This is a genomic window from Rhodococcus sp. 2H158 (assembly GCF_053764755.1).
The window spans coordinates 1-21,479 of sequence record NZ_JBSNCE010000035.1 but is presented as its reverse complement, the minus strand read 5'-3'; the positions used below and the strand labels follow the sequence as shown (position 1 = coordinate 21,479).

Sequence of the window (21,479 nt, the reverse complement as noted above, 5' to 3'; positions counted from 1 at the left end):
GCGTCGTGCGGGTCGGTACGCTGCCGGCCATGGGATGGTTCAGCCGGGACAAGTGGAACGCCGAGCATGCGGTGTTCGCCGCCGCCGCGGCGGCGACGGTCGTGGGCGGGGTGCTCGGCAACGAGCGGTTGCAGCGGGTCGCCAAGCCGCTGATCGGCCCGTCGCTGGCGGTGCGGGTGCTGCGGCACGCCCCGCACACCGACCGGCTCGACACCGCCCTGTTGCTGCTCGGGCTGACCGGTGCGACCGTCGGCGACGTGTTCATGATCGATCCGGACGACGACGCACGGCTGCTGCGCGGTGCGTCGTCGTTCGCCGTGATGCAGGCCTGCTACTCGGCCCTGCTGGCGCGTCGGGGTGCCCGTCCGACGCGGTCGGCGGCGGTGCCGCGGGCGGTCGCGGCGCTCGGGGCCGCCGGTCTGCTCGGCGCACGGTCTCCGGAGGTGGCGGCGCCGCTGACCGGGTACGGCGCCCTGCTGGGCACCACCGCGACCCTCGCCGCGGATCCGGCGCTCGCCCCGGGCGCGCGCCGGGTGGCCGGACTGCCGATCCCGAACGAGGACCGGCGCAGCTGGCTGGGCGCCGGCGGCCTGGTCTTCACCCTGTCCGACGGCACCATCGTCGTGCGGCGGGTGCTGCTGCGGTCGCAGCGGACCCGGGCCGCGGCAGAGGGATTCGTGCTCGCGACGTACACGCTGGCGCAGTTGCTCCTCGTCGAGGGCATGCTCGCCCTCGGCCGGGACGGCACTCGCGCGCGCCGGGACTACTTGCGCGGGTAACGACGGGCGCGCCAGGCACTTTCGTGCGCACGTCGCCTACGGGCAGAGGACGATCCGGTCGCGGTCGCGGGGGTCGACCCGGATGCCGACGACCCGGCCGGGCTCGAACCGGGCGAGATCCTCGCGGGCGACCTCGTAGAGCACCCGTCCGTGGTACGGCTCGGAGCCCGGCACCGTCAGGTCGAGGTCCAATTCGGTCAGCTCGCCGTTGTCGACGGTGTGGCCGAGTTGCCGGGCCGAGGTGATGGTGGCCCAGCCCTCGAGGCCGCGGCGGGCGAGGCGGCGGTCGGCGCGCGGCGGCCGCCCGGCGAGGATCATGGCGATGCCCAGCGCCGAGCCGTACGCGGCCAGCAGGAACATGATCTGGTAGGGGACGGTGCCTTCGGGGGAGCTGCCGACGAACAGGCCCAGCCACAGCGCCAGGACGACGATGTACCCGGCGGTGACGAACGCGACGGCACGAACGACTCGAACGTGGTTCATTGCTCCTCCGATGCCAGGATAGTCCGTGACCTGCGCCACGTCCGTCGTCGCTACGCTGCATCCATGAATTCACCCAGTGTGTTCGTCACCGGCGCCGCCTCGGGGATCGGCCGCGCCACCGCCCTGCTCTTCGCCCGCCGCGGTTACCGGGTCGCGGCCGTCGACGTCGACGCGGCGGGCCTCGAGGTGCTCGCCGCGGAGCAGCCCGGCATCGTCACCGGCCTTCTCGACGTCACCGACGCGCTGGGCTGGGAGCGGGCGCTGAAGGGGTTCTGCACCGACGGCACCCTCGACCTGCTCGTCAACAACGCCGGCCTCCTGGCGTCGGGACCGTTCGAGGAGACCGCGCTCGAACGGCACCGGCAGATGGTCGACGTCAACGTCACCGGCACGATCATCGGCTGCCACAGCGCGTTCGAGTACCTGCGCCGCACGCCCGGCGCCCAGGCGGTCAACCTCTGTTCGGCGTCGGCGCTCTACGGCCAGCCGGAACTCGCGACCTACAGCGCCACCAAGTTCGCCGTGCGCGGGCTGACCGAGGCGCTCGATCTGGAATGGGCCCCGCACGGCGTCCGGGTGATCGCGTTGTGGCCGCTGTTCGTCGAAACGGCGATGACCCGAGACCTGAACGTCGGCGCCACGCGGCGGCTGGGGATCCGGCTCACCGCCGACGACGTCGCCCGGGATCTCTACGACCTGACCCGCCCCGGGCGGCGGCCGTCGGGCGTGCACCACGCGGTGGGCTGGCAGGCCAAGGCGTTCGCCGCCCTCGCGCAGGTTACGCCCACCCGGCTCAATCGCCTGGTCAACCGGTGGGTGACCGGCAGCTGACGCGGTCTCGCTAGAGTGGCGGACGGATCAGCGACGGAAGGGAGTCGGGTGAACGTGCGTCGGATGTCGTCGATCGGTGCGGCCGCGGTGGCGGTGCTGGCACTGGCCGGGTGCGGAGGGTCCGCGGAGGGCGTGGAGCAGCCGGCCGCCGCGTCGTCGGCGAGCGCGGCCGCCACGACCACCACCACGACCGTGGCACCCGCGCCGACGGCCCCCGGGACCACGTCGGCCACCGGGACCACGACGACCACGCCGCCGCCGGCTCCCGAGAGCGCGCCGCCGACGCTGGCGGACGTGCAGTACGAGCGCAACGAGTCGTACTACTTCACCAGCCCCGACGGCGGGTTCCGCTGCGGCATCGTCAAACTCCCCTCGCGCACCGAGGCCGGCTGCGAGGGCGCCACCGATCCGGTCCCCCCGCGTCCCGAGAATTGTATGGTCAACTGGGGCAACGGTATTCGCGTACAGGACGCGGGCCCCGCGGAGTTCATGTGCTCGGGCGGCTCGGTCTACACCTCCGGCGGCGACGACCCGGTGCTGCCGAGCGGATCGCGGCTGAGCAAGCTCGGCTACACGTGCGAGACCACCGACGCCGACGTCACCTGCGCCAACGACGCCACCGGTCACGGCTTCACGATCGCCGCCGGCTCCAACACGACCTTCTGACCGTGCAACTCGACGACGCTCCCGGCCCCACCGAGTGGGGCGAGCACCCGCACGGGTGCGGCCCGTGGGCCGAGGAGTTCGGCACCGAACCACCGCAGGATCCGCGCTACGATCCGGAGCTGCTCGCCCGCGGCGACCGCCGCAACGTCGTCGACGCCTACCGCTACTGGACGCGCGACGCGATCGTCGCCGACATCGACACCCGCCGTCATCCGCTGCACGTGGCGATCGAGAACTTCGGGCACGACGCGAACATCGGCACGGTGGTGCGCACCGCCAACGCGTTCGCGGCGGCCGCCGTGCACATCGTCGGCCGTCGGCGCTGGAACCGTCGCGGCGCGATGGTGACCGACCGGTACCAGCATCTCGTGCACCACCCCGACGTCGACTCCCTGATCGACTGGGCGGCCGAACGGGGACTGACGATCGTCGCGGTGGACAACACACCCGGATCAGTGCCGCTCGAGACCGCGCAGCTGCCCCGCGCATGCATGCTGCTGTTCGGCCAGGAAGGGCCCGGTGTCACGGCGCGGGCGCGGGAGGTCGCGGCGACGACCGTGTCCATCGCCCAGTTCGGCTCGACCCGCAGCATCAACGCCGGCGTCGCCGCCGGGATCGCGATGCACGCCTGGATCCGGCAGCACGCCGATCTCGACCGGGCTTGGTGAAGAAACGTTCGACGGGGAGCGGCCGATAGGGGAAAGCTGGTATCGGTAGCGACGGTGAGACGAGGTTGGCGACGACATGTCGGATGTGTGGGCCGAGCGGGCGGATCTCGCGGAGGCTGCAGTCATGTCGCGGCACGTGCGGCGGCTGTGGGCGCTGCCCGGCACCGCGCTCGGGGTCGTCGGCTGGCCGGCGGTGCGCCGCGAACGGCTCTTCCTCACCTGGCACTACTGGTGGCAGGCCCACCTGATCGATCTTGCGGTCGACGCCGCCGAGCGGGAGGCGACGCCGCGGCGCCGGCGCCGGGTGCTGCGGCTGACGCGCTCGCACCGGATCCGCAACCTCGCCGGCTGGACCAACAACTACTTCGACGACATGGCCTGGCTCGGCCTGTCGCTCGAGCGGGCGCAACGGCACCTCTACGTCGACCGCCGCGACGCCATCGCCGTCCTCGAGAACGAGTTGTTCGCGGCGTGGGCGCCCGAGCGGGGCGGCGGCATCCCGTGGCGGCGCCGCGACGACTTCTACAACACCCCGGCCAACGGCCCGGCGGGTCTGCTGCTCGCCCGCACCGGAAAGCTGCTGCGGGCCCAGGAGATGGCGGACTGGATCCACGAGACGCTGCGCGACGCGGAGACGGGCCTGATCTTCGACGGGATCCGTCGTGACCGGGTCGAGCGCGCCGTCTACACGTACTGCCAGGGCGTCGTGCTCGGCCTGGAGACGGAGCTGGCGGTGCGGATGGGCGATCCGCGGCACCGGGAGCGGGTGCACGCCCTCGTCGAGGCCGTCGACCACCAGCTGACCGAACGGGGGGTGATCACCGGCGGCGGCGGTGGGGACGGTGGGTTGTTCAACGGCATCCTCGTCCGGTACCTGGCGATGGTCGCGACGACGCTGCCGGTGGTCGATCCCGAGGACGAACGGGCCCGTCGGGTCGCGGCGCGGATCGTGCTCGCGTCCGCGCAGGCCGCGTGGGCGAACCGCCTGCAGATCGAGGGGCTGCCCCTGTTCGGGCGGGACTGGTCCGTGCAGGCCCGGCTGCCGGGAACGGCCCCCGGGATCGCGCGCTTCTCCGGCGGCACGGTGCGCAGCTCGGGGGTGGCCGAGCGGGATCTGTCGGTGCAGCTGAGCGGGTGGATGCTGATGGAGTCGGCGTACGCCGTGGCCGACGAGCGGGCGCCCGGGCCGAGCGCGGCGCGGCCCGACGGCACCCGTTTTGAAAACGGTTATCGATAACGGCTATCGTCGACGGCATGACCGTCGCGACGCCCCTGCCCGTCACCGTGCTCTCCGGCTTCCTCGGCGCGGGCAAGACCACACTGCTCAACCACATCCTCGCCAACCGCGACGGCGCGCGCGTCGCGGTCGTCGTCAACGACATGAGCGAGATCAACATCGACGCCGCGCTCGTCGCCGGCCAGGGCAGCCTCGACCGCACCACCGAGAAGCTCGTCGAGCTCACCAACGGCTGCATCTGCTGCACGCTCCGCGAGGATCTGATCGAGACGGTCGCGCGGCTCGCCCGGGAGAACCGGTTCGACCACCTCGTGATCGAGTCGACCGGCATCTCCGAGCCCATGCCCGTCGCCGCGACGTTCGACTGGGAGTTCGACGACGGCTTCCGCCTCGGGCAGCTCGCGCGCCTCGACACGATGGTCACCGTCGTCGACGCCGCCACATTCCTCGCCGAGCTCGCGCGCGGCGACCGCCTCGACGACCGCGCGCTCGAGGCCGGCGCAGGCGACGAGCGCAGCATCTCCGACCTGCTCGTCGACCAGGTCGAGTTCGCCGACGTGCTGCTGGTCAACAAGACCGATCTGGTGAGCGACGCCGTCGCCGGGGCCGTCGAGGCCACGCTGCGCCGGCTCAACCCGACGGCGCGGCTGCTGCGCACCGTCCACGGCGCCGTCCCGATCGACGAGGTCCTCGGCACCGGCCGTTACGACCCGGAGGCGGCCGCGCTCGCCCCGGGCTGGGCCGAGGAACTCGCCGGCGGTCACACCCCGGAGACCGAGGAGTACGGGATCCGCAGCGTCGTTTACCGCGCCGACCGTCCCTTCGACCGCGGCCGGCTCGAGGCGGCGGTGGAGAACCTGCACGGGGTGCTGCGCAGCAAGGGCTTCTGCTGGTTCGCCGACGACCCGGACACCGCGGCGATCTGGTCGCAGGCCGGTCCCAACCTGATGCTCGAACCGGCGCAGCCGTGGTCTCTGACCGGCGAGACGCCGGGCCAGGAGATCGTCTTCATCGGGGTGCGCCTGGACCCGGACACCCCGCGCCGCCTCCTGGATCCGGCTCTCGTGGCCGGGCACTCCTAGTCGGGGTCGACGTCCGCGATCTCCACGTCCACCGCGGGCCGCGCCATCTCGATCCGGTACTGCCGGACGCCGAGCACGGTACCCACGACGAGGACGGCGGCCATCACGGCGAGGACCGTCGGCAGCAGCCACGAGACCCGCTCGAGGTACTCGCCGAAGTAGAACCCGACGAGCAGCAGGACGGGCGCCCACAGGATCGCGCCGATCGTCGACGCGATCGTGTACCGGGTGTGGTTCATCCGGGCGGCCCCGGCCACCAGCGGCGACAGCGTGCGCACCCACGGGATCCAGCGGGCGATCAGCACCGCCCAGAACCCGTGCCGGTCGAGCAGGACATTGACCTTCCGCAGGTTGGCCGCGTTGAGGTATCGGCCGTTGCGGCGGGCGATGAGGTGGTGGCCGCGCCGGTGGCCGATCACGTACCCCACCTGGTTCCCGGCGATCGCGGCCACCATCGCGCCGACCGCCAGGGCCCACACCTGCGCCGCACCGGAATGGTGGGCGGCCAGCACGACGCCGGCGGTCAGCAGCATGGAGTCCCCGGGCAGGAACAGTCCGAGGATGATCGCGCACTCGACGAACACGAACGTCACGACGACGAGCCACACCAGGGCGGGCCCGGCGGTTTCGAGAGGACCGAAGGTTTCCGCGGCGAGAATCATGGAGGACGCGTTCGCGCGCGTGCTCAGGGCGTGGTGTCGCGACGGGTCGTCGGCACCGGCACCGTGTCGGCCGTGGCCTCGGCCTCCGTGACGGCCGCGGCCCTGCGCTTGGCGATCAGGTGCTTGCCGACCTCGAGGAGGATCGGGACGACGGAGACGAACACGATGAGCAGGAAGATGATGTCGATGTTGTCGCGGATGAAGGCGATCTGACCGAGCAGGTAGCCCAGCAGCGTCACGCCGGCGCCCCACAGCACACCACCCACGATGTTGTAGGTGAGGAACACCGGATACCGCATGCGGGAGGCGCCCGCGACGACCGGCGCGAAGGTGCGCACGATGGGCACGAACCGGGCGAGGACGATCGTGATCGGACCGTGTCGCTGGAAGAAGTCCTCGGACTGGTCGATGTACTGCTTGTTGAGGATCTTCGCGTCGTAGCTCTTGAACAGGCGCGTGCCGCCCTTGGCGCCGATCCAGTAGCCCACCTGGTCGCCCAGGATCGCCGCGATCGGGATCGTCACCATCAGCACCCACAGCGGCGCGAACGGCGGGATCTCCTCGGACTTCGAGGCGGCGATCAGGCCCGCCGTGAAGAGCAGCGAGTCGCCCGGCAGCAAGGGGAACAGCAGACCCGACTCGATGAACACCACGAGCAGCAGGCCGATGAGCACCCAGGTGCCGAAGGAATTGAGCAGGTTCACCGGGTCCAGAAATCCCGGCAGCAACGCCAGATTCGTCACGGTCTCCGGGACGACGGTCACGGACTCCAGGCCTCCGAGCACACTCACGGCCACCAGAGTACCGGTGGGAGGCCGGTGGCCCGAATCACGGCGGGCACCCGACTGTGTCCCCGCGCCGACAGTTGACATACTGCAGGGACAACCCTGGCGCCTCCCGCACCCCCGGGGAGGCACCCATCGACTCTCATCTGGAGGACAGCCGCCGTGCCAATCGCGACTCCCGAGGTCTACGCCGAGATGATCGCCCGCGCCAAGGATCACTCCTTCGCGTTCCCGGCCATCAACTGCACCTCGTCCGAAACCATCAACGCCGCCATCAAGGGCTTCGCGGACGCCGGCAGCGACGGCATCATCCAGTTCTCGACGGGTGGCGCCGAGTTCGGCTCCGGCCTCGGTGTCAAGGACATGGTGACCGGCGCCGTCGCGCTCGCCGAGTTCGCGCACGTCATCGCCGCGAAGTACGACGTCACCATCGCGCTGCACACCGACCACTGCCCGAAGGACAAGCTGGACGGCTTCGTGCGCCCGCTGCTCGCCATCTCGCAGGAGCGGGTCAAGAACGGCGAGAACCCGCTGTTCCAGTCGCACATGTGGGACGGCTCGGCCATCCCGATCGACGAGAACCTGCAGATCGCCCAGGAGCTGCTGGCCCTGTCGAAGGACGCGAACATCATCCTCGAGGTCGAGATCGGCGTCGTCGGCGGTGAAGAGGACGGCGTCGAGAACGCCATCAACGAGAAGCTGTACACCTCGATCGAGGACTTCGAGAAGACGGTCGACGCGCTCGGCGCCGGTGAGAAGGGCAAGTACCTGCTCGCCGCGACGTTCGGCAACGTCCACGGCGTCTACAAGCCGGGCAACGTCAAGCTCAAGCCGTCCGTGCTGGCCGACGGCCAGGCCGCCGCTTCGAAGAAGCTGGGCCTGGCTGCCGGCTCGAAGCCGTTCGACCTGGTCTTCCACGGTGGTTCCGGCTCGCTGAAGTCCGAGATCGACGAGGCGCTGAGCTACGGCGTGGTGAAGATGAACGTCGACACCGACACCCAGTACGCGTTCACCCGCCCGATCGCCGGCCACATGTTCGCCAACTACGACGGTGTGCTGAAGATCGACGGCGAGGTCGGCAACAAGAAGACCTACGACCCGCGCAGCTACCTGAAGAAGGCCGAGGCGTCGATGACCGCTCGGGTCGTCGAGGCCTGCAACGACCTCAGGTCCGCGGGCCGGTCGGTGTCCGCCGGCTGATCCGCCCCTGCGCGGTCACCTCACACGAGCGGTGACGCGGGCCCGGCCCGCGGTCACCGCTCGTGTCGTTTCATTCCCCGCAGACCTTCCAGTCCTCACCCTCCCGGGCCAGGTCGAAGGTGCGCTGGGTGACGTCGGTCGGGGTGCCGGCCGGGTGCGCCGTCACCTGCGCGATGGCCTGGCCGTCGGTGATCTGCACCTTGTCGATGCCCGTGACGACGGGCACGGTGCCCTGGTCGACGGCGGTGCGGTGGATGTCGGCGAACTGCTCGGGCGGCACCGAGGCGTAGAACTCCTGCAGGCCGCCGCACGTCGTGGTGCGCAGCGTCGTCAGGTCGCCGGCGGCGAGCGCCCGGACGAAGGTCTCGACGGTGGTCCGGATCCGAGCCTCCGGCGAGTTCGCCGCCCGGTCGTCCAGGTAGACCTTCACGGCCGCGGCCGCCACCGCGGCGACGACGAGCAGGCCCGCGACGAGGGCCGCGATCGCCCAGCCCCGGCGGCCGCGCCGGGCTGGTGCGACCGGGTCGATGCGCTGCGGCCCCGGGACCGGCTGGACGCGCTGGGGTTCGATGCGCTGGGGTTCGACACGCCGCGCCTCCGGCCGGGGCGGCGGGACCCGCGTCGGCTGGACGCGCGGCGGTTCGGCGCGCTGGGGGGCGACCCGCTGCGGCTCCGCGCGTCCGGCCGCCCGATCGGGCTCGATCCGCTGCGGCGCCTGCTTGGGGGTGTGCGTGGTGACGGGGATGCGTGCGGTGGGTGCGTCGGCGGGAGAGGGCGCGGGCTCGGCGCGACGCGTGGCCGGGATGGCCACGGTCTCCGCCTCGCTCGCCTCGGCCGGCTCGGACTGTGCGGCCGGCGTGTCCGGGACGCCGGCGCGGGGGGCGGGATCCGCGGCGCCGGCCGGGGCCGGCGCGTCGTTGCCGGGGGTGTCGCGCTCCGAGCCCGCGCGCGGCGCCGGGTCCTCGGCGTCGTCGTGCTCCGCGGAGGACCCGGGGGTGTCCGTCGCCGGATCAGGGGACGTGGTGGTGTCTTCGTTCTTCGGATCCGGCACGCGATCCCCCTTGCTGGACGGACGGCTGTTCTCCCGGGCAGCCTATCGACCGTCCTCCGGCGGTGGGCACAATGGTGGCCATGACGTCTTTCGGTGACCTTCTCGGACCCCAACCCACCCTGCTGCCCGGCGACGACGAGGCGGAGTCGGCGCTGCTGAACCACGAGGACCCGGCGAAGGTGGCCGCCGACCACCCGACCGCGTCGATCGCATGGGCATACCTGGCCGAAGCCGCCCTCGGGCGCGGCGAGACGATCGCGGCCTACGCCTACGCCCGCACCGGCTACCACCGCGGTCTCGACCAGTTGCGCCGCAACGGCTGGAAGGGCTTCGGTCCCGTGCCGTTCGACCACGAACCGAACCGGGGCTTCCTGCGGTGCGTCGCGACGCTGGCCCGCGCGGCGAAGGAGATCGGCGAGGCCGACGAGCACGCCCGCTGCCTCGACCTGCTCGAGGACTGCGACCCGCGCGCCGCCGAAGCACTTGGCGTCGATTAGTCCCCGGTTACCCACCAAGGTGGGCACGCGCCGGCGGCTGCGCACGTCGGGGCGTCGCCTGCGTTCCTCGGCGCTGCCGATCCTGCAGTGCGCGCTGGCAGCGGGCATCGCCTGGTGGGTCGCCACGGGGCCGGTCGGGCACGAGCAGCCGTTCTTTGCGCCCATCGCGGCGGTGGTGTCGCTCGGGCTGTCGCTGGGTGCGCGGATGCGACGGTCGGTCGAACTCGTCTGCGGTGTCACCGTGGGCATCGGTGTCGGCGACCTGATCATCTCGTTCATCGGCAGCGGCCCGTGGCAGATCGCGCTCGTCGTCGCGATGGCGATGGGCACGGCGGTCGCGCTCAACAGCGGCCCGATCTTCTCCATGCAGGCCGGGAACTCGGCGGTGCTGGTGGCGACCCTGATCCCGCCCGGCGGGTCCGGGGGTATCGACCGAATGGTCGACGCCCTCATCGGCGGGCTGGTCGGCATCGCCGTCGTCGCCGTCATTCCCACCCACCCGGTGCGCCGGGCGCGGCGGGAGGCGGCGAACGTGCTGTCCACCACGGCGGACGTGCTGCGCAAGGTCGAGGCCGGGCTGGTCGAGAACAACCCGAAACCCATCGAGGCGGCCCTCAGGGAGGCCCGGGCCACGCAGTCGGCGATCGACGCGATGCGCGCCAACATCTCCGGCGGCAAGGAGGTGAGCCGCATCTCGCCGCTGTACTGGAACAGCCGGCCCCGGCTCGAGCGCCTCATGGCCGCGGCGGACCCGATCGACAACGCCATGCGCAACACGCGGGTGCTGGCGCGCCGGTCGCTCTCGCTCGTGCGCGACGACGAGATCCTCGACCCGCGGCTGGTGCGGCGCATCGAGGAGTTGGCCGGGGCGGTGGACGTGCTGCGGCTGATGGTCCTCGCCGAGCCGGGGGAGCAGCCCGATCAGGCGGAGGCGGCCCGGGTGCTGCGCAGCGTGGCCCGGGAGATGAAGCCGGACCTCGTGGCGGGGGCGGGCCTGTCCTCGACGGTGGTGTTCGCGCAGATTCGTTCGCTCGTCGTGGACCTGCTGCAGGTGGCCGGCCTCGAGCGGGTCTCGGCGATCGCCACGCTGCCCCCGACGGTGGAGCATCCGGCGTATCCCCCCGAGTCCTGAGCGGCTCCCCTCTCCGTTGAACATATGCGTATGTCTGCATATGATTGCCGAAACTTCGGAGGGAGGACCATGGGCGTCGGACACGGCCACTCGCACGGCCATTCCGGGACGAGCACTCCCGGCGGGGCCGGCCCGTCGAAGGGACGCCTGTGGCGGATGGCGATCGCCCTCGTCGTCCTGGTCGCGTTCCTGATCCTCGAGACGGGCGTCGCCCTGTGGATCGACTCGCTGGCCCTGCTCGCCGACGCCGGCCACATGCTCACCGACGTGGTGGGCATGTCCATGGGCATGGTCGCGTTGATCCTGGCCCGGCGGGGCAGCACGGCGGCCGCGCGCACCTTCGGGTGGCACCGCGCCGAGGTGCTCGCCGCCATGGCGAACGCCGCGCTGCTGCTCGCGGTGGCGGTGTGGGTGTTCTACGAGGCGATCCGCCGGATCGGTGACGCCCCGGAGATCCCCGGGACGGCCCTGGTGGTCACCGCGGCGGCCGGCCTGGCCGCCAACCTCGTCGTCATGCTGCTCCTGCGGGCCGACGCCAAGGACAGCCTCGCCGTGCGCGGCGCCTACCTCGAGGTGCTCGCCGACGCGGTCGGCAGCGTCGGGGTGCTCGTCGCCGGCGCCCTCGTCCTGCTGTTCGACTGGAGCCTCGCCGACGTCGTCGTCGGCGTCCTCATCTCCCTGTGGGTGGTGCCGCGGGCGGTGCGCCTGGCCGCGGCGTCGCTGCGCATCCTCACCCAGGCTTCGCCGGCCCACCTCGACGTCGACGGGGTCCGCGCCGACCTGTCCGCCCTGCCCGGCGTCACCGGCGTCCACGACCTGCACGTGTGGACCCTGACCACCGGCATGGACGTCGCCACCGTGCACCTGATCAGCGACCACGACGCGCAGTGGGTGCTCGAATCGGCCCGCGCCGTCCTCACCTCCCACGGGCTCGAGCACGCCACCGTCCAGGTGGAGACGACCGTCAATGGGCGGCGCTGCGAGGAGAACGTCACCTGGTAGGGCGGGCTCAACCCAGCCGCAGCGACCACCGGCCCCCGCGTCCGTGCAGCCGGACCTGTGCGAGCGGGCGCACGTCGATCCGCCAGAATCCTGCCGCGGGCGCGCCGAGGGCGTGCACCGTCGCGGCGCGGATCACGGCCGGGTGGGTGACCGCGACGACCCGGCCCGGCGCCAGCCCGTCGAGCCACTGCGCCACCCGCTCGGTCAGCTTCGCGATCGACTCGCCGCCGTGCGGCGCCGCGTGCGGGTCGGTGAGCCACTGCTGCAGGCTCTCGGCCGGCACCTCGTCCATCGCCCGCCCCGCCCAGTCGCCGTAGTCCAGGTCCCGCAGCGCCCGATCGACCCCGGCCGTCGTGCCCAGCGCGGCTGCGGTCTCGACGGCCCGTCGCTCCGGCGCCACGACGACGCGGTCGGCCACCGGCGCGACCGCCCGCTCCAGTTCGCGTCGGCCGCGTTGCGACAGCGGCTCGTCGGCGGGGAACCGGACGGCGCGCTGCGCCTCCGTCGAGGCATGGGACAGAAGGACGAGGCGAACCACGGCGGTCATCGAATCACAACCGCCGGGGGTGTCGCCTTGACAGGGGCGGGCTCACGGTGCGACTGTTCCTGCGTCACACGTGCCGAGGTGCAGGCAATCCGGTGCAAGTCCGGAGCGGTCGCGCCACTGTGACCGGGCCACCCGCCCGGGAGTCAGAAAACTGTCTCGGCGCATGGATTTTCGACGGGACGCGTTATCCCAGGAGGATGCCATGGCTACTGTTCACACCCCCGAGTCCACGATGGGCTCCGCGGCGCTGGCCGCCGCGATCACCGCCGTCGTGCTGCTCGCCTTCGTCACCCTCTACCTGGTCGGCTTCGACCAGGGCGCGATCTCGCGCACCGGCATGTTCATGCACGAGCTGATGCACGACGGCCGGCACCTGCTCGGCCTGCCGTGCCACTGAGGCCGGGGGCCGGCGTGTCACTGAGGCCGGGGGCTGGCGTGTCACTGAGGCCGGGGGCCGGCGTCTCGTCGCACCCGGACGCTGTCGTGTCGGCAGGCATCCCGCTGACCGGCCCCTACACCCGGATCCTGCTGCGCGGCCTGCTGGCCGGCCTGATTGCCGGCCTGCTCGCCGGCGCCGTCGCCTTCGTGGTCGGCGAGCCGCACATCGAGGCCGCGATCGCGCTGGAGGAGGCCGCCGCGACGCACGCGGCCACCGAGGCGCATTCCCACACGCACGAGGTCGCGTCCGCCGGTCACAGCCACGGCGAGGACGCCCTCGTCAGCCGCACCGGGCAGAAGGTGGGCCTGATCCTCGCCACGACCCTCGCCGGTCTGGCGCTCGGCGCGCTGTTCGCGTCGGTGCTGCACTTCGCCCGGCGCCACACCACGCTGTCGGGTCCCGCTCTCGGACTGCTCGGCGCCGGAGCGGGATGGCTCGCGATCGAAGCGGTGCCGTTCCTGAAGTACCCGGCCAACCCGCCGGCGGTGGGGGACCCGGACACCATCGACCAGCGCACCCTCCTGTGGGTCGCGGCGGTCGTGCTCGGCCTCGTCGCGCTCGCGGTGGCGGTGGCCGCCGCGAAGGCGCTCGCCCGTCAGGAGCTGCGTACCGTCCGGCTCGCCGGACCGGTCCTGGCGTTCCTCGTCGTGGTCGGCCTCGGGTACGCGGTGCTGCCGACGATCGACGAGGTCGGCGCGGACTTTCCGGCCACACTGCTGTGGGACTTCCGCGTTGCGTCGGTGATCGTCCAGACCACCCTGTGGTTCGCCCTGGGCGTGGCGTTCGCGTTCCTCACCGAACGCGCCGATCGTCGCGTGCCCGTCCGCGTGGCGTAGCCGTCGTGGGACAGGGCCTGCTCGTCGCCGGAACCACCTCGGACGCCGGGAAATCCGTGGTGACCACCGGGATCTGCCGGGCTCTGGCCCGCCGCGGGTTGTCGGTCGCGCCGTTCAAGGCGCAGAACATGTCCAACAACTCCATGGTGGCCGTCGACCCGGTCACCGGCGACGGTGTGGAAATCGGTCGCGCGCAGTGGATCCAGGCGGTGGCGGCGCGCGCCGTACCCGAGGCTGCGATGAATCCGGTGCTGCTCAAACCCGGCAGCGACCGTCGCAGTCACGTCGTCGTGCTCGGCCGGCCCGCCGGTCACCTCGAGGCCGGTGAATTCGCCGGCGGCCGAAAGCACCTCGCCGAGGCCGCCTTCGGTGCGCTCGACGACCTGCGGGACCGGTTCGACGTGGTGGTCTGCGAGGGCGCCGGCAGCGCCGCCGAGATCAACCTGCGGGCCCACGACTACGTGAACATGGGCCTGGCCCGGCACGGCGACCTGCCGACGGTGCTCGTCGGCGACATCGATCGCGGTGGGGTGTTCGCCGCCATGTACGGCACGCTCGCCCTGCTCGACGCGTCCGATCAGGCCCTCGTCCGCGGCTTCGTGATCAACAAGTTCCGTGGCGACCTCGGGCTGTTGCGTCCCGGTCTCGAGTCGCTCGAAGAGCTCACGGGCCGGCCCGTGCTCGGCGTGCTGCCCTGGCAGCGCGACCTGTGGCTCGACTCGGAGGACTCGCTCGCCCTGTCGTCGCGCCCGGCCCACGACGGCGCCGGGTCGCTCACCGTCGCGGTGGTGATGCTGCCGCGGATCAGCAACTTCACCGACGTCGATGCGCTGTGCCTCGAACCGGACGTGCGGCTGCGGTTCGTCGACGATCCGCGCGCCCTCGCCGGCGCCGACGTGGTGATCCTGCCCGGCACCCGCGCCACCCTCGCGGACCTCGCGTGGCTGCGCGGCCGCGGCCTCGACACCGCCGTCGCCGATCACGCCCGTCGCGGGGGCGTGGTGCTCGGGATCTGCGGCGGCTTCCAGATGCTCGGCCGGCGGATCTCCGATCCGCACGGCGTCGAGGGCGCCCCCGGGGCGTGCGTGGACGGGCTCGGATTGCTGGACGTGCACACCCGGTTCGACCCGGAGAAGGTGCTGCGGCTGCCGGCCGGGTCGGCGCTCGGGGTGCCTGCCTCCGGGTACGAGATCCACCACGGCCGCATCTCCCGCGGCGGCGACGAGGAGTTCCTCGGCGGCGCCCGGGCGGGAACGGTGTTCGGCACCATGTGGCACGGCAGCCTCGAGGGCGACGCCCTGCGCACGGCGTGGCTCCGCGAGGCCGCCGCCCTCACCGGCCGCGACCTCGCCACCGGCACCGTCGGCTTCCACGCCGCCCGCGAGGCGCGCCTCGAGGTGCTCGCGGACATGGTCGAGGAGCACCTCGACGTCGACGCCCTGCTTCGGATGCTCGGGGATCGGCCGGTGCTGCCCACACTGACGGGCGGCCTGGCGTGACCGTACTCATCCTCGGCGGCACCGGCGAGGCGCGGGCGCTCGCCACCGGTCTGGACACCGCGGGGGTGGCGTACCTGTCGTCGCTCGCGGGACGGGTGCGCAACCCGCGCCTGCCGGTCGGCGAGGTGCGGATCGGCGGTTTCGGCGGCATCGACGGACTGCGGGAGTATTTGCGCGGCAACGGCATCCGCCGGGTGGTCGACGCCACCCACCCGTTCGCCGCGCGGATCAGCGGCAACGCCGCGGCCGCCTGCGCGGCGGCCGGGGTGCCGCTGCTGCGCCTGGCGCGGCCGGGCTGGACCGGCACCGGCGACTGGACGTGGGTCGACGACCACGACGCGGCCGCCGCGGTGGCCGCCCGGGGGGCGAGCGTGTTCCTGAGCACGGGCCGCCAGACCCTCGACCGCTTTCTCGGGGCGCTCGCGCGGCACCGCGTCCTGGTGCGGGTGGTCGAGCCGCTGGACCTCGACGTGCCGGACTCCTGGACGGTGCTGCTGGCGCGCGGCCCCTACACCGTCGACGGCGAGCGTGCGCTGCTCGCCGGCCACGGGGTGGACGTGCTCGTCACCAAGGACTCGGGCGGGGACCTCACCCGCGCCAAGCTCGACGCGGCCGCCGAACTCGGGGTGCGGGTGGTCGTCGTGCGCCGCCCGCCGTCGCCGGCGGGCGTGCCGACGGTGGCGACGGTCGCGGACGCCGTCGCGTGGGCGACGGATTCTCGCGCGAATTAGTCCTCCGTGCACCCAAGTTCGTGTGCAGGCGACCGGGAACCGCGCGGGTCCGCGATCTCAGACCTGCGGGCCCTCGGTGCGCAGGTCGTCGACCTTGCGCATCGCCTCGCGGAGCTCGGCGAGCCACTGCTCGCTGTGCTGCCCGACGAGCTGGACGCACCAGGCGAGCGCGTCGGAGCGCGAGCGGGCGACGCCGGCGTCGACGAGGGTGTCGAGGACCTTGCGCTCGGGCTGGCGCAACCGGGTCATCACCGGAACGGCCAAGTGGGTGAACAGCACTCGACGCTCGCCGAGCGTGACGCCCCACGCGACCTTCCGGCCGTAGCGGGCCTCGGCCTCGTCGGCGATGCGCATGCGGTCCGGCCGGGTGGTCTCCCGGAACCGGGCGATGCGCCCGTCGACGGACGCGGGGCCGGTGTCCTCGGGCGGGGGCAGTTCCCCGACGACCACGATCTCCTCGCGGTCGACCTCGATGTCGGCGGGGCCGGTGAACCAGTCGTCGGGCAGGCGTCCGGCGAACCACTCGGCGGCGTCGCTCGCATCGGGGACGTCGGCCTGTTGCCAGCCGCCCGGGCGTCCGAAGCGGGGTCCGTGCATGTGCGGATGGTGTCGCATGTCGTCCTCCTCGGGACGAAGTGCCAATATCACTGATTACAGTGTTACACCGCTTACGTGATTCGCGCCACAACGGTGCTCGCGGACGCGACGACCGCGGACACCGCGAGCGCGCCCGCGCCGACCCGGGCCGCGAGCCGCACGCCCCGCGCGATGTCCCCGGGTTCCGGGGCCGGGCCGTCGCCGAGGGTGCCGCGGTCCTCCACCACGCCGTGGTAGACGTTCACCCCGCCCAGAGTGACCCCGAGCGCGCCCGCGAACGCGGCCTCGACCGGCCCGGCGTTCGGGCTCGGATGCCGGTGGGCATCGCGGCGCCAGGCCGTCAGGGCCGCGCCGGGCCGCTCGCCCAGGCCCGCCGCGAGCAGCGCGGACAGCCGCGCCGGCGCCAGGTTGAGCAGGTCGTCGAACCGGGCGGACGCCCAGCCGAACCGCTCGTGGCGCGGCGTGCGGTGGCCGACGCGGGCATCGAGGGTGTTCGCGGCCCGGTAGCCGAGCAGGCCCGCCGGCCCCGCCACCGCACCCCACAGCAGCGGGGCGACGACGGCGTCGGACGTGTTCTCCGCGAGGGACTCGAGGGTGGCGCGGGCGACGCCGGCGGCGTCGAGGCGCGACGGGTCGCGCCCGACGAGGTGGGTGACCTGCCGGCGCGCGGCGGGCAGATCCGCGCGGCGCAGCTGGCCGTCGATCGTCGTCGCCTCCCGCGCCAGCGACCGGCCGCCGAGCACGGTCCACGTCGCGGCCGCGGTCACCGCCGTCCGCAGCAGCGGACGACGCCGGGTGAGCCGGTCCGCGCCGTAGCCGAGGCCGGCCGCGGCCCCGACCAGCACCGCGGTGAACAGCGTCCCGGCCGCCCGGTGGTCCGCGTACAGCGCGCGCTCGGTGGTCCGGGCGATCCGGCCGAAGCCGCTCACCGGGTGGCCGCGACGGGGATCGCCGAACGCCTGATCGGCGAGGTAGCCGAGGACGAGGCCGGCGGCGCGCGGGTTCACGTCAGCTCCCGCCATGCCCCGAGCAGCGCCTCGGTGGTCTGCGCATCGCGCACCGCGATGCGCACCCAGTCGGCGCCGAGGCCGGGGAAGCTGTCCCCGCGACGCACCGCGAAGCCCTTGCCCCGCAGGCGCTCCCGCGTCCCCACGGGGACGTGCGCCAGCACGAACGGTGCCGCCGACGGACCGGTCACCTCGATGCCGAGCGCGGTCAGGCCGTCGACGAGGACGGCGCGGTCGGCCGCGACCTGCACGGCGATGAGCTCCGCCTCGACCGTGGCCGCCGGCGACGCGCACGCGATCATCGCCGCCGCCGCCGGTGTGGACACCGACCACGGTGGCTGGTGCGCGGCGAGTTCGGCGACGATCGACTCGTCGCCGAGCACGTATCCGGCGCGGATACCGGGTATCGCCCACGTCTTGGTGAGCGAGCGGACCACCACGACGCCCGGAAGCGACGCGCCGGCAAGCGATTCCGATTCCCCCGGTACCGCATCCATGAACGCCTCGTCCACCACCAGCACCCGGCCGGGCCGCGCCAGGGCCCGCAGCGCGGCACCCGGGTGCAGCACGCCGGTCGGGTTCGTGGGGTTGCCGACGATCACGAGGTCGGCGTCGTCGGGCACCAGCGCCGGGTCGAGGACGAAGCCGTCCTTGCGGCGCAACAGCACCCGGGTCACGTCGTGCCCGGCGGCGCGCAGCGCCGCCTCCGGCTCGGTGAACTGCGGGTGCACCACCGCCGGTCGCGCCCAGCGGCGGGCGCGGGCGACGAGAGTGAACGCTTCCGCGCCGCCGGCGGTGGGCAGCACCTCGAGCGGGTCGCGGCCGTGCCGGGCGGCCAGGGCGGCGCGCGCCGCGCGGGGGTCCGGATACCGATCCAGCTCGGCCAGCGACCCGGCCAGCGCCGCGTCGAGCCACTCCGGGCGCGGCCGGCGCGAGACGTTGACGGCCAGATCCACCAGTCCCGGCGTGGCCTCCCGGTCGCCGTGGTGCTGCAGGTCCGGTGCGGCGGCCCGGGTCGTGCGCGGCGGCGGGGGAACCGGCGTCGTGGCCCGCACCGCGTCGGCGAACCGCTGCGCCAGCGCCGGATGCCCGGCCCAGTGGGTGTGCAGGTAGGAGGCGTGCAGGGTGGCGGACGCGAAGCCGTCGGGTCGCCCGCCCAGCAGCCACGCCGGCTCGTCGGTGGAATCGACCGTGGTGCGGTGGAATTCGTGCCCGGTCACCCGCGTGCCCGCCGGTGCGAGCAGGGTCTCGCGCGGCGCGACGGCCGTGCGGTAGCCGAGGGTCAGGCGCGGCGTCATCCGGGCGGCCGCGTCGATCGCGCCGATCATCGGCGCACCGTCCACCTCGCGGCACAGGTACAACAGCCCGGCGCACTCGGCGACGGTGGGCGTCCCGGCCGCGATCGCGGCCCGGAGATGTTCGCGCAGAGCGGTGTTCGCGGCCAGATCGGCCGCGTGCACCTCGGGGAAGCCGCCGCCGAGATAGATCCCGGCCGTGCCGTCGGGCAGTCGTTCGTCGCGCAGCGGATCGAACACCACGGTGCGGCACCCGGCGGCGCGCAGCATCTCCTCGGTCTCGGCGTAACGGAACGTGAAGGCGCGGCCGCCGGCGATCGCGACGACCGGCCCGTCGTCGGCCGGCGCCCCCGGATCCCACGGGCTCGCAGGAAGATCCGGTGCGGCGCACGCGATCCGCATCACCTCTGCGAGATCCACCCGCGCGGCGATCTGTGCGGCCAGGCGATCGAGCTGCGCGGCGGCCTCGGCCCGCTCCTGGGCCGGCACCAGCCCCAGATGCCGCGACGGCGCGGAGATCCCGTCGTCGCGCTGCAGGACGCCGAGCACGGGGACGCCCGTCGCGGCCAGGGCCTCGACCACCTCGTCGGAGTGCCGCACCGAGCCGGCCTTGTTCAGGATCACCCCGGCGATGCGGACGCTGCGGTCGAACGTGGCCATCCCGTGCACCACGGCCGCGACGGAGCGGGAGGCGTGGGAGACGTCCACCACGAGGATCACCGGGGCACCGAGGACGGCGGCCGTGTGGGCGGTGGAGGCGAAACCGTCGGTGCCGAGCATCCCGTCGTACAGGCCCATCACGCCCTCGACGATCGCGACGTCCGCGCCGCGGGCGCCGTGCGCGAGCAGCGGCGCAAGCAGGTCGGTGCCGACGAGATGGGCGTCCAGGTTGCGGCCGGGCCGGCCCGTCGCGAGGGCGTGGTAGCCGGGGTCGATGTAGTCCGGGCCGACCTTGTGTCCCGACACGGTGTGCCCGGCCGCCCGCAGGGCCGCCATGAGGCCCGTCGCGACCGTGGTCTTCCCGTGTCCGGAGGCCGGCGCGGCCACCACCACCCGGGGCAGCGGCGTCATGCGGTCACCACGCCGTCACATGCGAGTGTTACCACTCGATGCCCCTCTGGCCCTTCTGGCCCGCATCCATCGGGTGCTTGATCTTCGTCATCTCGGTGACGAGATCCGCGGCCTCGATCAGCGCCGGATGCGCCCGTCGGCCGGTGATCACGACGTGCTGGTGGCCGGGGCGCGTCCGCAGGGTCTGCACCACCTCGTCGGCGTCGATCCACCCCCAGCCGATCGGGTAGGTGAACTCGTCGAGCACGTACAGCCCGTGCTGCTCGGCGGCGAGCCGGCGCTGGATCTCCCGCCACCCGGCGAGCGCCGCGGCGGCATGGTCCTCCTCGGTGCCGTCCTTGCGCGACCACGACCATCCGGAGCCCATCTTGTGCCACTCGATCGGGCCACCGGTGCCGCGTTCGGTGTACAGGTCGCCGAGGGTCTCGAAGGCGGTCTGCTCGCCGAGGCGCCACTTGGCGGACTTGACGAATTGGAACACCGCGACGGACCAGCCCTGGTTCCAGCCGCGCAGGGCGAGACCGAACGCGGCGGTCGACTTGCCCTTGCCGTCGCCGGTGTGGACCATCAGGAGCGGCCGGTTGCGGCGCTGGCGGGTGGTGAGACCGTCGTCCGGCACGGCGGTCGGTTGTCCCTTCGGCATCAGGCGGCCCTTCCTCGCACGACGGTGGTGAGCGCGTCGGCGTGGACCTCACCGACGGGGACGTGTTCGGCGCCGAGCCGCTCGGCGAGCCGGGCCGCGAGGCCCATGCGGAACCGGCCGGTCTCGGAGTCCACGACGACCGAGTCGATCCCGGCGGCGGCGAGCCGGTCGGCGGCCGCGAGGGACCGGGCCACCGCGTCCGGCCCGGCGGTGGCGCGGCCGTCGGTGACGACGACGAGCAGGGCCCGCCGGTCGGGTTCGCGCAGCCGGTGCCGCCGGATCGTCTCGGCCGCCTCGAGCAGTCCCTCGGCGAGCGGGGTGCGCCCGCCCGCCGGCAGCTCCCGCAGCCGCGTCGCGGCCACGTCCACCGAATTGGTCGGCGGCAGCACGAGCGTGGCGCGATCCCCGCGGAAGGTCACCAGGCCCACCGTGTCGCGACGCCGGTAGGCGTCGAGCAGCAGCGACAAGATCGCCGTCTTCACCTGCGTCATCCGCTGCCGCGCCGCCATCGAGCCGGAGGCGTCGACGCACAGCAGCACCAGGTTGGCCTCGCGGCCCTCGACGACCTTCCGCCGCAGCTCCGGCCGTGGTGTCCTTTCGGACTTGTGGTGGTCCGAAAGGACACCACGGCGGCGGGGTCGCCTATTCTCCTGCCATGGCCCCAGTGACCTTCGACCACGCGACCTGTCTGTTCCCCGGGTCGACCACGCCTGCCGTCGACGCGTTGAACCTGGAGATC

The 21,479-nt window shown here is 73.1% G+C and carries 24 protein-coding genes and 1 riboswitch; of the genes, 14 read left to right on the top strand and 10 right to left on the bottom strand.

Features of this window, described 5'->3' with window-relative positions; genetic code table 11:
* The first annotated feature begins 29 nt into the window (after window positions 1-29).
* Window positions 30-779 (top strand): lysoplasmalogenase, encoded by a 750-nt coding sequence (locus tag ACWPOB_RS25415; RefSeq protein WP_455402509.1) that lies wholly within the window; start codon window positions 30-32, stop codon window positions 777-779.
* A 36-nt stretch (window positions 780-815) separates the two neighbouring features.
* Here ACWPOB_RS25415 and ACWPOB_RS25410 read toward each other — a convergent pair whose 3' ends face one another.
* Window positions 816-1,262 carry a hypothetical protein gene (locus tag ACWPOB_RS25410; RefSeq protein ID WP_455402508.1) on the bottom strand — a complete coding sequence of 149 codons (447 nt, stop codon included), beginning with the start codon at window positions 1,260-1,262 and terminating at the stop codon, window positions 816-818.
* Between the two features lie 63 nt (window positions 1,263-1,325).
* Here ACWPOB_RS25410 and ACWPOB_RS25405 point away from each other — a divergent pair, with 63 nt between their 5' ends.
* From ACWPOB_RS25405 to ACWPOB_RS25385, 5 genes are all read left to right on the top strand, one after another.
* Window positions 1,326-2,093 (top strand): SDR family oxidoreductase, encoded by a 768-nt coding sequence (locus ACWPOB_RS25405; RefSeq protein ID WP_455402507.1) that lies wholly within the window; start codon window positions 1,326-1,328, stop codon window positions 2,091-2,093.
* Between the two features lie 63 nt (window positions 2,094-2,156).
* A complete protein-coding gene (locus ACWPOB_RS25400; RefSeq protein WP_455402506.1) occupies window positions 2,157-2,759 on the top strand; it encodes a hypothetical protein in 603 nt (200 codons plus the stop codon).
* A 2-nt stretch (window positions 2,760-2,761) separates the two neighbouring features.
* Window positions 2,762-3,427, top strand: a complete 666-nt coding sequence (locus tag ACWPOB_RS25395; RefSeq protein WP_100057847.1) for a TrmH family RNA methyltransferase — start codon at window positions 2,762-2,764, stop codon at window positions 3,425-3,427.
* Between the two features lie 76 nt (window positions 3,428-3,503).
* Window positions 3,504-4,664, top strand: a complete 1,161-nt coding sequence (locus ACWPOB_RS25390; protein ID WP_100057846.1) for a glycoside hydrolase family 76 protein — start codon at window positions 3,504-3,506, stop codon at window positions 4,662-4,664.
* Window positions 4,665-4,681: 17 nt separating this feature from the next.
* Window positions 4,682-5,746 (top strand): GTP-binding protein, encoded by a 1,065-nt coding sequence (locus tag ACWPOB_RS25385; RefSeq protein ID WP_100057845.1) that lies wholly within the window; start codon window positions 4,682-4,684, stop codon window positions 5,744-5,746.
* On the opposite strand, the gene ACWPOB_RS25380 is transcribed toward ACWPOB_RS25385, so the two are convergent.
* Together ACWPOB_RS25380 and ACWPOB_RS25375 are read right to left on the bottom strand one after the other, a co-directional pair.
* Window positions 5,743-6,408 (bottom strand): DedA family protein, encoded by a 666-nt coding sequence (locus ACWPOB_RS25380; protein WP_100057844.1) that lies wholly within the window; start codon window positions 6,406-6,408, stop codon window positions 5,743-5,745. The two genes, ACWPOB_RS25385 and ACWPOB_RS25380, sit on opposite strands and share 4 nt — an antisense overlap.
* Before the next feature lie 23 nt (window positions 6,409-6,431).
* On the bottom strand, window positions 6,432-7,205 hold the full coding sequence (locus tag ACWPOB_RS25375) for a DedA family protein (protein ID WP_100057843.1): 774 nt from the start codon (window positions 7,203-7,205) through the stop codon (window positions 6,432-6,434).
* 150 nt (window positions 7,206-7,355) lie between these two features.
* Between ACWPOB_RS25375 and fbaA the strand changes: the two genes are divergently transcribed.
* Window positions 7,356-8,393, top strand: a complete 1,038-nt coding sequence (gene fbaA / locus ACWPOB_RS25370; RefSeq protein ID WP_100057842.1) for a class II fructose-bisphosphate aldolase — start codon at window positions 7,356-7,358, stop codon at window positions 8,391-8,393.
* Window positions 8,394-8,463: 70 nt separating this feature from the next.
* Here fbaA and ACWPOB_RS25365 read toward each other — a convergent pair whose 3' ends face one another.
* Window positions 8,464-9,444: an Rv0361 family membrane protein gene (locus tag ACWPOB_RS25365; protein WP_455402505.1), complete on the bottom strand. Its 981-nt coding sequence runs from the start codon at window positions 9,442-9,444 to the stop codon at window positions 8,464-8,466.
* A gap of 80 nt (window positions 9,445-9,524) precedes the next feature.
* Here ACWPOB_RS25365 and ACWPOB_RS25360 point away from each other — a divergent pair, with 80 nt between their 5' ends.
* The 3 genes from ACWPOB_RS25360 to ACWPOB_RS25350 all read left to right on the top strand — a co-directional run bounded on the left by ACWPOB_RS25360 (window position 9,525) and on the right by ACWPOB_RS25350 (window position 12,075).
* Window positions 9,525-9,941, top strand: coding sequence for a DUF3151 domain-containing protein (locus tag ACWPOB_RS25360; protein ID WP_029545418.1), 417 nt, complete (start codon window positions 9,525-9,527; stop codon window positions 9,939-9,941).
* Entirely contained in the window at window positions 9,928-11,073 is a 1,146-nt protein-coding gene (locus tag ACWPOB_RS25355; protein WP_455402504.1) for an FUSC family protein, read from the top strand. The genes ACWPOB_RS25360 and ACWPOB_RS25355 overlap by 14 nt, the downstream gene beginning before the upstream one ends.
* Before the next feature lie 69 nt (window positions 11,074-11,142).
* The gene (locus ACWPOB_RS25350; protein ID WP_455402503.1) at window positions 11,143-12,075 is read left to right on the top strand and encodes a cation diffusion facilitator family transporter; all 933 of its coding nucleotides are present in this window, start codon (window positions 11,143-11,145) and stop codon (window positions 12,073-12,075) included.
* Between the two features lie 7 nt (window positions 12,076-12,082).
* On the opposite strand, the gene ACWPOB_RS25345 is transcribed toward ACWPOB_RS25350, so the two are convergent.
* Entirely contained in the window at window positions 12,083-12,622 is a 540-nt protein-coding gene (locus ACWPOB_RS25345; protein ID WP_455402502.1) for a histidine phosphatase family protein, read from the bottom strand.
* Window positions 12,623-12,681: 59 nt separating this feature from the next.
* Window positions 12,682-12,795: riboswitch (cobalamin riboswitch) on the top strand.
* Between the two features lie 59 nt (window positions 12,796-12,854).
* Between ACWPOB_RS25345 and ACWPOB_RS25340 the strand changes: the two genes are divergently transcribed.
* The 4 genes from ACWPOB_RS25340 to ACWPOB_RS25325 all read left to right on the top strand — a co-directional run bounded on the left by ACWPOB_RS25340 (window position 12,855) and on the right by ACWPOB_RS25325 (window position 16,127).
* Window positions 12,855-13,019, top strand: a complete 165-nt coding sequence (locus tag ACWPOB_RS25340) for a CbtB domain-containing protein (RefSeq protein WP_373566487.1) — start codon at window positions 12,855-12,857, stop codon at window positions 13,017-13,019.
* Between the two features lie 98 nt (window positions 13,020-13,117).
* Window positions 13,118-13,897 carry a CbtA family protein gene (locus tag ACWPOB_RS25335; RefSeq protein ID WP_455402532.1) on the top strand — a complete coding sequence of 260 codons (780 nt, stop codon included), beginning with the start codon at window positions 13,118-13,120 and terminating at the stop codon, window positions 13,895-13,897.
* Between the two features lie 5 nt (window positions 13,898-13,902).
* Entirely contained in the window at window positions 13,903-15,396 is a 1,494-nt protein-coding gene (locus ACWPOB_RS25330) for a cobyric acid synthase (protein ID WP_455402501.1), read from the top strand.
* A complete protein-coding gene (locus ACWPOB_RS25325) occupies window positions 15,393-16,127 on the top strand; it encodes a cobalt-precorrin-6A reductase (protein ID WP_455402500.1) in 735 nt (244 codons plus the stop codon). The genes ACWPOB_RS25330 and ACWPOB_RS25325 overlap by 4 nt, the downstream gene beginning before the upstream one ends.
* A 57-nt stretch (window positions 16,128-16,184) precedes the next feature.
* Here ACWPOB_RS25325 and ACWPOB_RS25320 read toward each other — a convergent pair whose 3' ends face one another.
* Genes ACWPOB_RS25320 through ACWPOB_RS25300 form a run of 5 tightly spaced genes read right to left on the bottom strand, consistent with a single transcriptional unit; the run spans window position 16,185 to window position 21,279 of the window.
* Window positions 16,185-16,742 carry a hypothetical protein gene (locus ACWPOB_RS25320; protein ID WP_006945398.1) on the bottom strand — a complete coding sequence of 186 codons (558 nt, stop codon included), beginning with the start codon at window positions 16,740-16,742 and terminating at the stop codon, window positions 16,185-16,187.
* 53 nt (window positions 16,743-16,795) lie between these two features.
* Window positions 16,796-17,746 (bottom strand): cobalamin biosynthesis protein, encoded by a 951-nt coding sequence (locus tag ACWPOB_RS25315; RefSeq protein WP_455402499.1) that lies wholly within the window; start codon window positions 17,744-17,746, stop codon window positions 16,796-16,798.
* A complete protein-coding gene (locus ACWPOB_RS25310) occupies window positions 17,728-20,097 on the bottom strand; it encodes a cobyrinate a,c-diamide synthase (RefSeq protein ID WP_455402498.1) in 2,370 nt (789 codons plus the stop codon). Before ACWPOB_RS25310 ends, ACWPOB_RS25315 begins: the two co-directional genes overlap by 19 nt.
* A 28-nt stretch (window positions 20,098-20,125) precedes the next feature.
* On the bottom strand, window positions 20,126-20,740 hold the full coding sequence (gene cobO / locus ACWPOB_RS25305; protein WP_100058946.1) for a cob(I)yrinic acid a,c-diamide adenosyltransferase: 615 nt from the start codon (window positions 20,738-20,740) through the stop codon (window positions 20,126-20,128).
* Window positions 20,740-21,279, bottom strand: coding sequence for a vWA domain-containing protein (locus tag ACWPOB_RS25300; protein WP_455402497.1), 540 nt, complete (start codon window positions 21,277-21,279; stop codon window positions 20,740-20,742). The genes cobO and ACWPOB_RS25300 overlap by 1 nt, the downstream gene beginning before the upstream one ends.
* Window positions 21,280-21,479 lie beyond the last annotated feature (200 nt).